Annotated in this window: 13 protein-coding genes and 1 riboswitch; of the genes, 9 read left to right on the forward strand and 4 right to left on the reverse strand. The window is 66.1% G+C overall.

The window, feature by feature from the left end; translation table 11 throughout:
• Positions 1 to 289 precede the first annotated feature (289 nt).
• The 9 genes from HH800_RS03475 (at position 290) to HH800_RS03515 (ending at position 9,469) form a co-directional block, all read left to right on the forward strand.
• On the forward strand, positions 290 to 1,636 hold the full coding sequence (locus HH800_RS03475; RefSeq protein ID WP_048936503.1) for a gluconate:H+ symporter: 1,347 nt from the start codon (positions 290 to 292) through the stop codon (positions 1,634 to 1,636).
• Between the two features lie 84 nt (positions 1,637 to 1,720).
• Positions 1,721 to 2,398, forward strand: a complete 678-nt coding sequence (locus HH800_RS03480; RefSeq protein WP_017501752.1) for a FadR/GntR family transcriptional regulator — start codon at positions 1,721 to 1,723, stop codon at positions 2,396 to 2,398.
• 131 nt (positions 2,399 to 2,529) lie between these two features.
• Complete coding sequence (locus HH800_RS03485) at positions 2,530 to 2,814, forward strand: hypothetical protein (RefSeq protein WP_169860197.1); 285 nt, start codon at positions 2,530 to 2,532, stop codon at positions 2,812 to 2,814.
• 99 nt (positions 2,815 to 2,913) lie between these two features.
• A riboswitch (glycine riboswitch) is annotated at positions 2,914 to 3,014 on the forward strand.
• Positions 3,015 to 3,190: 176 nt separating this feature from the next.
• Positions 3,191 to 4,354 (forward strand): glycine cleavage system aminomethyltransferase GcvT, encoded by a 1,164-nt coding sequence (gcvT, locus tag HH800_RS03490; RefSeq protein ID WP_048937461.1) that lies wholly within the window; start codon positions 3,191 to 3,193, stop codon positions 4,352 to 4,354.
• Positions 4,355 to 4,380: 26 nt separating this feature from the next.
• Positions 4,381 to 4,752: a glycine cleavage system protein GcvH gene (gene gcvH, locus HH800_RS03495; protein ID WP_004207946.1), complete on the forward strand. Its 372-nt coding sequence runs from the start codon at positions 4,381 to 4,383 to the stop codon at positions 4,750 to 4,752.
• A 114-nt stretch (positions 4,753 to 4,866) separates the two neighbouring features.
• Entirely contained in the window at positions 4,867 to 6,225 is a 1,359-nt protein-coding gene (gcvPA, locus tag HH800_RS03500; RefSeq protein ID WP_169860198.1) for an aminomethyl-transferring glycine dehydrogenase subunit GcvPA, read from the forward strand.
• The gene (gcvPB, locus tag HH800_RS03505) at positions 6,222 to 7,793 is read left to right on the forward strand and encodes an aminomethyl-transferring glycine dehydrogenase subunit GcvPB (RefSeq protein ID WP_169860199.1); all 1,572 of its coding nucleotides are present in this window, start codon (positions 6,222 to 6,224) and stop codon (positions 7,791 to 7,793) included. The genes gcvPA and gcvPB overlap by 4 nt, the downstream gene beginning before the upstream one ends.
• A gap of 73 nt (positions 7,794 to 7,866) precedes the next feature.
• The gene (locus HH800_RS03510; protein ID WP_169860200.1) at positions 7,867 to 8,511 is read left to right on the forward strand and encodes a DUF938 domain-containing protein; all 645 of its coding nucleotides are present in this window, start codon (positions 7,867 to 7,869) and stop codon (positions 8,509 to 8,511) included.
• Positions 8,512 to 8,587: 76 nt separating this feature from the next.
• Positions 8,588 to 9,469: a hypothetical protein gene (locus HH800_RS03515; protein WP_169860201.1), complete on the forward strand. Its 882-nt coding sequence runs from the start codon at positions 8,588 to 8,590 to the stop codon at positions 9,467 to 9,469.
• On the opposite strand, the gene HH800_RS03520 is transcribed toward HH800_RS03515, so the two are convergent.
• The 4 genes from HH800_RS03520 to HH800_RS03535 all read right to left on the reverse strand — a co-directional run bounded on the left by HH800_RS03520 (position 9,426) and on the right by HH800_RS03535 (position 13,565).
• Entirely contained in the window at positions 9,426 to 11,417 is a 1,992-nt protein-coding gene (locus tag HH800_RS03520) for an ATP-binding protein (protein ID WP_169860202.1), read from the reverse strand. The genes HH800_RS03515 and HH800_RS03520 overlap by 44 nt on opposite strands.
• Positions 11,418 to 11,539: 122 nt before the next feature.
• Complete coding sequence (gene spt, locus HH800_RS03525) at positions 11,540 to 12,772, reverse strand: serine palmitoyltransferase (protein WP_004207938.1); 1,233 nt, start codon at positions 12,770 to 12,772, stop codon at positions 11,540 to 11,542.
• A 107-nt stretch (positions 12,773 to 12,879) separates the two neighbouring features.
• Positions 12,880 to 13,122: an acyl carrier protein gene (locus HH800_RS03530; protein ID WP_017501760.1), complete on the reverse strand. Its 243-nt coding sequence runs from the start codon at positions 13,120 to 13,122 to the stop codon at positions 12,880 to 12,882.
• Between the two features lie 164 nt (positions 13,123 to 13,286).
• Entirely contained in the window at positions 13,287 to 13,565 is a 279-nt protein-coding gene (locus HH800_RS03535; RefSeq protein WP_004207936.1) for an ETC complex I subunit, read from the reverse strand.
• Positions 13,566 to 13,599 lie beyond the last annotated feature (34 nt).

Consider the following 13,599-nt stretch of genomic DNA (forward strand, 5'->3'; position numbering starts at 1 on the left):
CTCCCTCTGATTGATCCGCGTTGGGGCCTGGACCGGCCCAAGGATTCGTTAGCGCTAACGATACTGGAATCAGTCAGACAGGTTCAAGCGAAAATTTGCAATATTCGGGAAATAACCTAGCGCATGGCCGAAATGCGGCTATAATCTGTCTAACAGATTTTCGGGATTCGCCCTGCGGATGACCGGCTACGCATAGGAAAGAGAGGGTGGGGATGGCGTTACCATATCGTCGATCGGTGCCATGTGGCCGGGCGTTCAGCCAGGGCGGACTACAGGGAGGCATGATCCGATGACCCCCGCCGACTATCGCCTGCTGATCGCCGCCGTCATCGGCATCGCCCTTTCCATCGCGCTCATCATCCGCGGCCGGCTCCATCCCTTTGTCGGCCTGCTGTGCGGCGCCTTCACCGTCGGCCTGATCGCCGGCCTGCCGATGGAGGAAACTGCCAAGGCGGTCGAAAAGGGCGCGGGCACCATATTGGGCGGCACCGGCCTGGTCGTGGCGCTGGGCCTGGGCCTCGGCGCGATGCTGCAATTGTCGGACGGCGCCGGCGGCCTTGCGCGCTCGGCGCTGCGCATCTCCGGCGTGAAGGGTGCGCCCTGGGCCAGCCTGTTCACCGCCATCGTCATCGGCCTGCCGCTCTTCTTCGAGACCGGCCTCGTCCTGCTGCTGCCGATCGTCGCGTCGGCCGCCGCCGCGCTGCCCGCCGGGCAGAATGGCGATACCGCCAAGCTCAAGCTGATGCTGCCCGCGCTGTCGGGCCTGTCGGTCGTCCATGCGCTGGTGCCGCCGCATCCGGGGCCGCTGCTCGCCGTCAACGCGCTCGGCGCCAATCTCGGCCTCACCCTTCTCTATGGCCTGATCGTCGGCATCCCGACCGCGATCATCGCCGGCCCGCTGCTGGCCCGCTTCACCGCCCCCGGCGTGAAATTGAACCCGCCGCTGCTCGATCCGGTCAAGGTCGATGTCGCAACCCCCTCGGTCGGCCGTGCGCTGGCCGCCGTGCTGCTGCCGGTGGTGCTGATCGCCGCGGGACAGGCGGTGGCGCTGCTGCCGGCATCGGTCGCGCCGCATTTCCACTGGCTTGGCTGGGTCAGCGATCCAGTCGTCGCGCTGCTGATCGCGGTGCTGGTGGCGCTGCCGCTGCTGTTCGGCCGCCGTATTACCGATGCCAAGATCCAGAACGCGATCTGGACCGAAGCGATGATCCCGGCCGGCGGCATCATCCTGGCGATCGGCGCGGGCGGCGCACTCAAGCAGGTGCTGGTCACGGCCGGCCTTTCCGATCTGCTGGTCCGCTTTGCCGCCGGCGGCGCCATTTCGCCGATCCTGCTCGCCTGGGGCGTGTCGGTCTGCATCCGCCTCGCCACCGGATCGGCCACCGTCGCGACGATCACCACCGCCGGCGTGATGCAGGGCCTCGTCGCGGCATCGGGCGTGGAACCCGAATGGATGGTGCTGGCGATCGGCGCGGGCTCGCTTTTCTTCTCCCACGTCAATGATCCCGGCTTCTGGCTGGTCAAATCCTATCTCGGCACCGACATGCCGGGCACGTTCAAGACCTGGTCGATCATGGAAACCGTGGTCGCGGTGGTCGGCCTGCTGCTGGTGCTGGTCGCCAGCAGCATCTTCTGACCAGAGCGCTGCTGACGCTTGTCGTCGGCAGCCTCTCATGACTAGGAGGCACAGGATGTTGCCCAGCGATCCACAGGTGCGCCGATGAACCAGGCCCGATTGTCCGACCATGCCTATGCCGGCATTGTCGAGATCATCAACGACCAGGATCTGGCGGTCGGCGATCGCCTGCCGTCGGAAGCCGCGCTGGCGGAGCGGTTCGGCGTCTCCCGCGCGATCGTGCGCGAGGCGCTGGTCCGCCTCGCCTCGGACGGCATTACCGAGGCGCGCCGGGGTGCCGGCTCCTTCGTGAAAAGCCGCCCGTCGCAGCGCCTCGCCGCCTTCATGCCGGCGACCGAACTGCCCGCGACGCTCGGCAGTTACGAGGTCCGCTTCGTGCTGGAGGCGGAGGCCGCGCGCCTCGCCGCCACCCGCCGCAGCCCGATCGAAATGGCCCATGTCGAGGAAGGGATGGAGATGCTGCGCACCGCCCTGCTGTCGAGCGAGCCCGCCCATGCCGAGGATATGGAACTGCACCGCCGCATTGCCGAGGCGACCGGCAACCCGGCCTTCCTGATCGCCTTCGACGCGCTCCATGCCGATGTCGACAAGGTGATGCGCGCCGGCGTCGACATCAGCCGATCGCGCCCGCCCGAAGTGATCGCGACCATGCTGCGCGAACATGAACAGATCGTCGCCGCCATCCGCGCACAGGACGCCGAAGGCGCGGCCCTCGCGATGCGCTGGCATTTGTGGGAGGGGCGGCGACGGCTGATGCCGTGAGGGCAGGCGGATAGCGGCGCACGATGACGGGACAGGAAGGGAGCAAGCTCCCCCAAACCACCCCAACGGAAACGCTGCGTTGGCGTTCCGCCGGCTGGTCCGGTCGTCGCGCGGACTTTATCTCTCTGCCCATGACACTGCATCCCCAGATTGCGGCCTTTGCTGCCCAGCTTGACGATCTTTCCCGCCTGTTGCGGGCGCAGGGCGCGCGACCCTGGGCGGATCGGGTCGACCTCATCCAGCGCGCCGTCGCGGACTCCAATTATGCTGGCGTCACGCGCTTCCTGGACATGTTCGAGGGGGAGAGCGGCTTTGCCGACCTGACCCTTTCGGACGAAGCGGCCGATGCGGCGCTCTCCGAATGCCGGGCGGCGGCGTTGGCGATGGCGCAGCGGCTGGCGCGCGAGGAAGGCTGATCCGGCCATAACCTGCGTCCCTGCGACATTTGCCCGATTGACGCCGCCCGCGCTTTGAGCAAATGCGTGGGGCGTCTCCGGTGCCGAGGATTCGGCAGCGGGCACGATGCGGGAGAGCATGGGCGCCTTTCAGGCTCGAGCCCGTCGCCGAAGGAGCAACCGCCCCGGAATCTCTCAGGCCAAAGGACCGCATCGCGCGTAGATACTCTGGAAAGCGGATGGCCCCGTGCCGTCCCACCGAAGGGGTAAGCCAGCCGGCCCCAGGCCGCTGGTCAAAGCTCTCAGGTTCCGTGACAGAGGGGGTGGCATGCCGGAAGCGCCGATTCGTCGGCCGCGCTGGCCTGTCGCCGCATCCCTCCTACGGAAAGGTCTTGCCATGACCGCCACTGACGACGTCGCCGCCCTCGAAGCGGAACTGCCCCTCGAAGCCCTGCCGCTGGACGCCTGGCACCGTGCCAAGGGCGCGCGCATGGTCGGCTTCGCCGGCTATCACATGCCGATCCAGTATGAAGGCATCATGGCCGAACATAGCTGGACCCGCGAACATGCCGGCCTGTTCGACGTCAGCCATATGGGCCAGCTGACCTTTTCCGACGAGACCGGCGGCGCCAGCGTCGACGCGGCGCTCGAAACCCTGCTGCCCAGCGACATCAAGGGGCTGAAACCCTTCCGCCAGCGCTATTCGATGCTGCTGGACGCGGAAGGCGGCATCCTCGACGACCTGATGGTCTCGCGTCCCGGCGACGGCGCGTTCGAAGGCGCGGCGATCTACATGGTCGTCAATGGCGCGACGAAATATGACGATATCGGCTGGATGATCGAGCATCTGCCCGACGACGTCACCATGAACCATATGGCCGACCAGGCGCTGCTGGCGCTGCAGGGCCCCGAAGCGGGCGAGGCGATGGCCGCGCTGATCCCGGAAACCGCCGACCTCATCTTCATGCAGTCCGGTCCCTTCACCTGGCGCGGCGTGCCGCTGTGGATCAGCCGTTCGGGCTATACCGGCGAGGATGGCTTTGAAATCAGCGTGCCGGGCGATTCCGTGGCGCTGCTGGCCGATGCGCTGTGCGCCCTGCCGCAGGTCAAGCCGATCGGCCTTGGCGCGCGTGACTCGCTGCGTCTGGAAGCCGGCCTGCCGCTCTATGGCCATGACCTGTCGCCCGCCGTCAGCACGATCGGCGCGGACCTGGGCTTTGCCATCCAGAAGCGCCGCCGCGAGGAAGGCGGCTTCATCGGCCATGCCCGCGTGATGAAGGAACTGGCCGAAGGCCCCGGTTCCAAGCGCGTCGGCCTGAAGATCGAAGGCCGCCTGCCGGCCCGCGAGGGCGCACAAATCTATGCCGGCGATGTGCTGGTAGGCGAAGTCACCTCGGGCGGCTTCGCGCCGAGCGTGGGCGCGCCGATCGCCATGGGCTGGGTCAGCCTGCCTTATTCCGCGCTGGACACCGCGCTGGAGATCGAGGTGCGCGGCAAGCGGATTGCAGCGGCGGTTGCGCCGATGCCGTTCGTTCCGCATCGTTATCGCCGCAAGGCCTGAATTACCGCTTTTCGAGGAGAGCAAGCATGAGCCGCTATTTCACCGACGAACATGAATGGATCGACGTTGCAGGCGACATCGCCACCGTCGGCATCACCGACTATGCGCAGGAACAGCTGGGCGACATCGTGTTCGTAGAATTGCCCGCCGAAGGCACGACCTTCGAAAAGGGCGACGACGCCGCTGTGGTGGAATCGGTCAAGGCCGCGTCCGACGTCTATGCCCCGATCTCGGGCGAAGTCGTCGAAGCCAATGGCGCGCTGGAAGACGAGCCGGCGCTGGTCAACAGCGATGCCGAGGAAGATGGCTGGTTCTTCAAGCTGCGCATTGCTGATGCGAGCGAGCTGGAAGGCCTGATGAACGAAGCCGCCTACAAGAAGTTCGTGGCCTCGCTTTAATCTTATCATCGTCATCCCCGCGAAAGCGGGGATCCATCTCTCCAGCGTCCCGCGTGGTGCAAGGTCCGGAGATGGGTTCCCGCCTCCGCGGGAACGACGCCGCAGGAAAATATCATGCGCTACCTACCCCTTACCGACACCGACCGGCAGGAAATGCTGTCCGTCATCGGCGCGGAGACGATCGATGACCTGTTCATCGACGTGCCCGCCGAAGCCCGCCTGAGCGGCACCATCGCCGGCCTGCCCGATCATGCCAGCGAACTGGCGGTCGAGCGCCATATGGGCGCGCTCGCTCGCAAAAATCTGTCGGCAGGGGAAGCGCCCTTCTTCCTGGGCGCCGGCGCCTACAAGCATCATGTTCCCGCCAGCGTCGATCATCTGATCCAGCGCGGCGAGTTCCTGACCGCCTACACGCCCTATCAGCCGGAAATCGCGCAGGGCACGCTGCAGGTGCTGTTCGAGTTCCAGACCCAGGTCGCCCGCCTGCTGGGCGTCGATGTCGCCAACGCCTCCATGTATGACGGCTCGACCGCCTGCTGGGAAGCGATCGGCATGGCCCGCCGCATCACCAAGCGCGGCAAGGCGCTGCTGTCGTCCGGCCTGCACCCCCATTATGTCTCGGTCGCCAACACCATGGCGAAGTTCACCGGCGACGCGCTGGTGCATCAGGCGCCCACGCTGGACGCCGCGACCGACATCGACGCGCTGATCGCATCGATCGACAAGGACACGTCCTGCGTCGTCGTCCAATATCCCGACATCCTCGGCCGCATCGCCGACCTGACCCCGCTGGCCGAAGCGGCGCACGCCGCCGGCGCGCTGCTGGTCGCGGTCGTCACCGAGCCGGTCGCGCTGGGTGCGATCAAGGCGCCGGGCCATATGGGCGCGGACATCGTCGTGGGCGAAGGCCAGTCGATCGGCGTCGGCCTGCAGTTTGGCGGTCCTTATCTCGGCCTGTTCGGCTGCAAGCAGAAATATGTCCGCCAGATGCCGGGCCGCCTGTGCGGCGAGACGGTCGATGCGGCCGGCAAGCGCGGCTTCGTGCTGACGCTTTCCACCCGCGAGCAGCATATCCGCCGCGAGAAGGCGACGTCGAACATCTGCACCAACTCGGGCCTGTGCGCGCTGGCGTTCAGCATTCACATGACCCTGCTGGGCGAGAAGGGGCTGCGCGAGCTGGCGACCCTGAACCACGGCCTGGCCGTGCAGGCTGCAGATCGCCTCGCCAAGGTGCCGGGCGTGACCCTGCTCAACGACGGCTTCTTCAACGAATTCACGCTGGTCCTGACCAAGGATGCGCGCGACGTCGTCCGCAACCTCGCCGACAAGGGCGTGCTGGCGGGCGTTTCGCTCGGCCGCCTGTTCCCGGACGCGCCGGAGATCGGCAACGGCCTGGTCGTCGCCGTGACGGAAACCGTCACGGCGGAGGATATCGAAACGCTTGCCGCAGCGCTTGAGGAGGAACTGGCATGACCATGTTGAAGGAAGGTCGCCCGACCACCCCGCAGGCCGTCGCGCAGGAGCATATGACCCCGGAAACCGCCACCGGCAACCGCGCGCTGATGCTGGAAGAAAAGCTGATCTTCGAGATCGGCTCTTGCCACACCACCGGCGTCGATTTCGCGCCGGCGCCCAAGGTGGCCAGCCGTCTGGGTTCGCTCGCCCGCACCGACAGCATCGGCCTGCCCGGCCTGTCGGAACAGGGAACGGTGCGCCATTACACCCGCCTGTCGCGCCAGAATTACGCCATCGATCTTGGCCTGTTCCCGCTTGGCAGCTGCACCATGAAGCACAACCCGCGCCTCAACGAAAAGGTCGCGCGGATGCCCGGTTTCGCCGACATCCACCCGCTGCAGCCGCAGTCGACGGTGCAGGGCGCACTGGCTGTCATCCATGAACTGGCCGCCTGGCTGGTGACGCTGACCGGCATGCACTCGGTCGCCATGTCGCCCAAGGCGGGCGCCCATGGCGAACTGTGCGGCCTGCTGGCGATCCGCGCCGCGCTCGAAGCCCGTGGTGACGCCCGCAGCGTCATCCTGGTGCCCGAAAGCGCCCATGGCACCAATCCCGCCACCGCCGCCTTCTGCGGCTACAAGGTCGAGGATATTCCCGCGACCCCGGATGGCCGCGTCGATCTGGAAGCCTTGAAGGCCCGTCTGGGCCCGGACGTTGCGGCGGTGATGATCACCAACCCCAACACCTGCGGCCTGTTCGAGCGCGACATGAAGACGATCTCCGACGCGGTCCATGCCGCCGGGGCCTTCGTCTATTGCGACGGCGCGAACTTCAACGCCATTGTCGGCCGGGTCCGTCCCGGTGACCTGGGCGTCGACGCGATGCACATCAACCTGCACAAGACCTTCTCGACGCCCCATGGCGGCGGTGGTCCGGGTTCGGGTCCGGTGGTGCTGTCCGAAGCGCTCACGCCCTTCGCGCCGCTGCCCTTCGTGGAAAAGCAGGGCGACAAGTTCGTTCTGGTCGAGGAAGAAACGGCGGAGGATCACCACGCCCAGACCTTTGGCCGCATGGTCGCCTTCCATGGCCAGATGGGCATGTTCACCCGCGCGCTGACCTATATCCTCAGCCACGGTGCCGATGGCCTGCGCCAGGTCGCGAGCGACGCGGTGCTGAACGCCAACTATATCCTGCGCAGCCTGGATGACGTGCTCGACGCGCCCTTCGGCGGTGCTGGTCCGTGCATGCATGAGGCGCTGTTCAGCGACAAGGGGCTGGCCGAAGGCTTCACCACGCTCGACATCGCCAAGGGCCTGATCGACGAGGGCTTCCACCCGATGACCATGTATTTCCCGCTGGTCGTCCATGGCGCGATGCTGGTCGAACCGACCGAGACCGAGAGCAAGGCCGCGCTCGACCAGTTCATCATGGCGCTGCGCAGCCTCGCCGAGCGGGCCAAGGCGGGTGACGAGGCGCTGAAGGGCGCGCCCTATCACGCCCCGCGTCGTCGCCTCGACGAGACGCTGGCGGCGCGCAAGCCGGTGCTGACCTGGTCCGAACCGGATCTGGCGGTCGCCGCCGAATAAGCCGGAAGCAAAGGGCGGTGGAGGATCTCCACCGCCCTTTTTGCATCGGCCGGCCACAGACAAGGATTTGTCCATGACACAGGATGCCCCCGCACCCTGGACGCCGCAGGGCGACGGCCCCGATCCGCGCCGCCATGCCCCCGCGACGCTGCGCAACCGCGATGCGATCGCGGCTGTCCTGCGGGACGAACTGCCCGATGCCGGGCTGGTGCTGGAAGTGGCGAGCGGCAGTGGCGAACATGTCGTCCACTTCGCCGTCACCTTCCCCGCGCTCGATTGGCAGCCCAGTGATCCCGATCCCGCCGCGCTGGCCTCGATCGCGGCGCTGCGCGGCGACGCTAATCTGCCTAATTTGCGCACGCCGCTGCTGATCGACGCGGCGGGCGCCGACTGGCCGATCGATGCGGCCGACGCGCTCCTGTGCATCAACATGGTGCATATCAGCCCCTGGGGCGCGACGCTGGGGCTGCTGGCGCGTGGCGCGCAATTGCTGGCGCTGGGCGCGCCGCTGATCCTCTACGGCCCCTATGTCGAGGATGATGTGCCGACCGCCCCCTCCAATCTGGCGTTCGACCGATCGCTGAAGGATCGCAACCCGCAATGGGGCCTTCGGACCCTGAACGATGTCGACCGGGCGGCGGCCGATGTCGGGTTCGGCCGCACCCGGCGGGTGGCGATGCCGGCCAATAATCTGATGCTGGTCTATCGTCGGGGATAGGGTGCATATGGTCGTCCGCGCATGATCCGCGCAAGACGCTTCCACCGGGCGGGATCAGGCTCTAAAGCGCTTGGCGATGACCAACAGCCTGTTCTCGCTCGTCGCTGCCGAACTGTCCGCGCCGGCCGATCCGCGCGCGGCCGCCATGGCGGGGGCGCTGGCGGCGAAATATCCCGGCGCGGCGCGGGCGGTGCTCTTCTACGGCTCCTGCCTGCGCGAGGCCAACCTCGACGGGCTCATGCTCGATTTCTACCTGATCGTCTCCGATTATGAGGCGGCCTATGGCAAGGGCTGGCTGGCGCGCGCCAACCGGGCGATCCCGCCCAATGTGTTTCCGTTCGAACATGGTGGCCTGATCGCCAAATATGCCGTGCTGTCGGAGGCCGACTTTGCCCGGCTGAACAGCATGAAGGCGGACAATGTCTCGGTCTGGGCGCGCTTTGCCCAGCCCTCGCGGCTGCTGTGGTCGGCGGACGATCTGGCGCGCCAGCGCGCGCTGGCGGCGGTGGCGCAGGCCGCGCCGACGCTGTTGTCGCTGGCCCGGCCGATGGTGGACGGGCAGGGGGATGACCCGATCCAGCTGTGGAAGACCGGCTTCACCCTCACCTATAATGCCGAATTGCGGGCGGAGAAGACGGGGCGTTCGCTCTCGATCGTCGATGCCGATCCTGAGCGCTATCGCCGTTTCGGCGCGGCGGCGCTGGCCGAGGGGCTGCCGCCGTCGCCCGACCATGCGGACAAGCTGTGGCGCGGGCTGCAGCGGCGCGGCAAATATCTCTCGGTGGTGCGCCTCGCCAAGGCGAGCTTCACCTATGCCGGCGGGATCGATTATCTGGCGTGGAAGATCAACCGCCATGCCGGCACCGCAATCGAGATCAAGCCCTGGCAGCGGCGCTGGCCGCTGCTGGGCGCGGTCACTCTGCTGCCGCGGCTGTTCCTGGGTGGTTCGATCCGCTGAGCGCGTTCGACAGCGCAAGGCCCAGGGCATTGAGCGTATAGGGCTTGCGCAGCACTTCATGCCCCCGGAAATCGTCGCTGTCGGTCGCGTCGCCGGTGAAGCCGGTGACGAACAGCACCGGCAGATGGCGCATATGGGCGGGCAGGGTGCGGATCATTTCCGGCCCGGTCATGTCGGGCATCAGCACGTCGCTCATGATCAGGCCGATATCGGCATTGTTGCTGAGCAGCTTGGCCGCCTTGCTGGGATGGTCGCAGGCGATCGGCAGATGGCCGAGTTCGGCCAGCGCCGCCATGGTCTGGTTGAGCACGCGCGGATCATCCTCCACCACCAGGATGCGGGTCGGGGGATGGAGCGTATGCAGCTGCTCGCTCGCCGGGGCCTCTGCGGCGGCCTCCTGCTCGGTCAGGATGCGGCGCGGCAGGTAAATATGGACGCTGGTGCCGGTGCCCAGTTCGGATTCGATGCGGATTTCGCCCTGGCTCTGGCGTACGAAGCCGAAAATCTGGCTGAGGCCAAGGCCGGTGCCCTTGCCGACCGGCTTGGTGGTGAAGAAGGGCTCGAAAACGCGGGCGGCGACCTCGGCCGTCATGCCACAGCCATTGTCGGTGACGCTGACGGTGACATAGTCGCCGGCCGGGCATTCGCCGATCTGGTTGGCGGCAAGCTGGGCCTGGCCGGTCGAGATGGTCAGCTTGCCCCGGCCCTCCATCGCGTCGCGGGCGTTGACGCACAGGTTGAGGAGGGCATTTTCCATCTGATGCTGGTCGACGAAGATGCGCCAGCCGCTCGCCTTGTGGGCGAAGCTGACGATGATCTGGTCGCCGATCGTGCGATCGACCAGATCGGCCATGCCGCGCAGCAGGCTGTCGGGATCGACCGCATTGGGCAGCAGCGGTTCGGAACGGGCAAAGGCGAGCAGGCGGCGGGTCAGCGCGGCGGCGCGGTTGGCGCCCTCCATCGCATTGTCGAGATGATGGCCGGCCTCGGCCGGTTTCAGCCGCAGCTTGCGCTTGGCCAGTTCCAGCCCGCCGACGACGACCGCCAGCATATTGTTGAAGTCATGGGCGATGCCACCGGTCAACTGGCCGACCGCGTCCATCTTCTGCATCTGGCGCAGATTATCCTCGGCGGCGGCGCGCTCGGCGGATTCGCGCTTCAACTGCTCATAGGCGTCCGACAATTCGCTGGTGCGGGCGGAAACGGCCTCTTCCAGCCGGTCGGCGCGTTCGGCCTCCATATCCGCCATCCGGCGTGCGTTGCGCCGTTCGGTATAGGCCGCATTGACCAGCCACAGCGCGAACAGCACGCAGACCAGCAGGGCGAGGCCGACCATGCGCGAGGTCTTGCCAACAAATTCGGTGCGATCGCCCGCCAGGCTGACGGCCAGGCTGCGTTCGCGCAGCCGCGCATTTTCGGCCTGGATGACCAGATCGATCAGCGCCGTCAGTCGCTTGATATCCTGCGATCGCCCGGCCTGATGGAATTGCGCCAGCGCGCCCATCTTCTGGTCATAGGTGGTGCGCAGGCCGATTTCGCTCAGCGTCTTGCCGCGCTGTTCGAAGGCGAACTGGAGCGCGCGGACATTGCCGCGCTGCCAGTCGGACTTGCGGGTGGCATAGGTCAGCGACTTGAGTTGGCTGGCGGCGGTACGCCACTGGTCCTGGAACAGGCGGCCGGTGTCGGGATCGAGGCTGATGACATAGCGGGCCAGCGTCACTTCGGCGCGGGCGGTCTTGGCCTCGAAGGCGCGGGCGAGCGCCATGATTTCCCAACTGCGCTGCTGTTCGGCAAGGGCGCGCTGATGATCGCGCGAGGCGCTGCTGGCGCTGTAGAGCAGGGCGCCGAGCGATCCGATCAGCAATATGCCAAGGACCAGGGGCATGTAGCGCCGCGCCGCGGCGCGCCAGCCCCGGTCCTGTTCATCGATCACGTCGCGTTCCGCCATATACCGTTACACTAACCGAACTATGTTAACCGCGCGAATATGCAGGTTAGATGGTTCCGCTGCTGTAGCAGATTCTATCGCAGGAAATACCCGGTCGATCGTCGGAGTGTCGAAAAGCGCGATCAGTTGATCGCGCCGGTGGCCTTGCCGGCGGTCTCGAACATGGCGATGATCTGTTCGACCTGCTCGTCGCTATGTTCGGCGCAGAGCGAGCAGCGCAGCAGGAAGGTGCCGGCCGGGGTTGCCGGCGGGCGCGCCATGTTGACGTAGAGACCCAGCTCCAGCAGCGTCTGCCACATCGCCACCGCCTGCATCTGGTCGGTCAGGATGACGGCGATGATCGCCGACTGCGGCGTGGCGCTGCCCAGCTTGAAGCCGAGGTCGGTGAGGCCCTGGTGCAGGCGCTGGCTGTTCTTCCACAGATGCGCGCGCTTCTCGCCGGCATGCATCAGCTTGCGGATGCTGGTCGCGGCGGTGGCGACGACGCTGGGCGGCAGCGAGGCGGTGAAGACATAGGGACGGCAGACGAGGCGCAGGATCTCGAACTTGGGATGGTTCGAGACGCAGAAGCCGCCGACCGTCCCGACCGACTTGGAGAAGGTGCCGACCACGAAGTCGATCTCGCCCTCGACGCCCTGTTCCTCATAGGCGCCACGGCCATTGGGGCCGAAGAAGCCCATGCCATGGGCTTCGTCGCACAGGATCATGCAATTGGGGTGCTTGCGGATGGCGGCGACCATCTCGGGCAGCGGCGCGACGTCGCCCAGCATCGAATAGACGCCTTCCAGCACGACCAGTTTCAGCGCGTCGGCGGGCAGGCGGCCCAGGCGCTTGTCCAGATCCTCGACGCTGTTGTGGCGGAAACGGACGATCTCGGCATTGCCCATGGCGCAGCCATCATAGATGGAGGCGTGGCTGTCGGCGTCGAGCACGACATAGTCGCCCTTGCCCGCGAGTGTGGAAATGATGCCCAGGTTCGCCTGATAGCCGGTCGAAAAGACCATGGCTCCGCTCGTGCCGTAAAATTCCTTGAGCGCGTCCTCGACTTCCTTGTGGCCCTGATAGGTGCCGTTGAGGACGCGGCTGCCGGTGGTGCCGGCGCCGAACTCGTCCAGCGCCTTCTTGCCGGCTTCCACCACGTCGGGGTCGAAGGTCATGCCCATATAATTATAGGTGCCGAGCAGGATGGTTTCCTTGCCCTTGATGATCGCGCGGGTGGGCGAGAGCACCTGGTCCATGACGATCGCATAGGGATCGCGCACGCCCGTCGCCAGCAGCGCCTCGCGCTCGTTGATCAGCGGATCGAACTTGGAGAAGAGATCGCGGGTTTCGGTGGCGATGGCGGCGTCGGTCATAGAAAAATTCCGTTCAAGTCAAAACCGCCGTTCGGTTCGAGCTTGTCGAGAACCATCAGCACATGGTTCTCGACAAGCTCGAACCGAACGGGGGGAGTAAGAGCCTATCAGCCCTTGAGCTTGGCGACCGCGTCGACCAGCTGGCCCACGGTCTCGATCTCGGCCTGCATGTTCATGGTGATGATGATGTCGAACTCGTCCTCGATGGCGGCGACGAAATCCATCACGGTCAGGCTGTCCCATTCCAGGTCGCCGGCAAAGGTGGTGGCTTCGGTCAGCTCGACGCCCTTCTTGTTGAAGGGGGCGATCTGCGCTGCGACGCTGTCGAAAATCTCGCTGCGATCGGTCATTATCTCTTCAATCTTTCCATGAAAGCACGGCTTTTGCCGCCTTGGCTTGCTCTTTGGCAAGCGAATAAGGCGTCAATCGGGCAGCATCTGGGGCAAAATGCCTTGTTCGCGGCGCGCCGTGTCGCGCCGCGCTCTGCTATTCCAGCCTCCAACGGGCTGAAGGATCAGCGGAAATTGTCGGCGTAGGCCTGAATTTTCAGCGTCTTGGGCGGGGTCGCGATGACGGTGTAGGCGATCTTCTCGCGCTCGGCATAGGCGACGGCGGCGTCCTGCGAGGAGAAGCTGAGCTTCAGCTGCTGCTTGGTGTCGCCCGAGCCGGCCCAGCCGGTCAGCGGATCGGCCTTCTTCGCTTCGGCGGGCGCATATTCCAGCACCCACTTGTGAGTCAGCGCCTTGCCGGACTGGAGGGCGTTCTTCTGGATCTGGTAAATGCGCGCGGTCATCGCGATGGAACTCCGTAAAATCGTCATTGTGCGT

The sequence above is a fragment of the Sphingobium yanoikuyae genome (assembly GCF_013001025.1).
Classification (GTDB): Bacteria; Pseudomonadota; Alphaproteobacteria; order Sphingomonadales; family Sphingomonadaceae; genus Sphingobium; species Sphingobium yanoikuyae_A.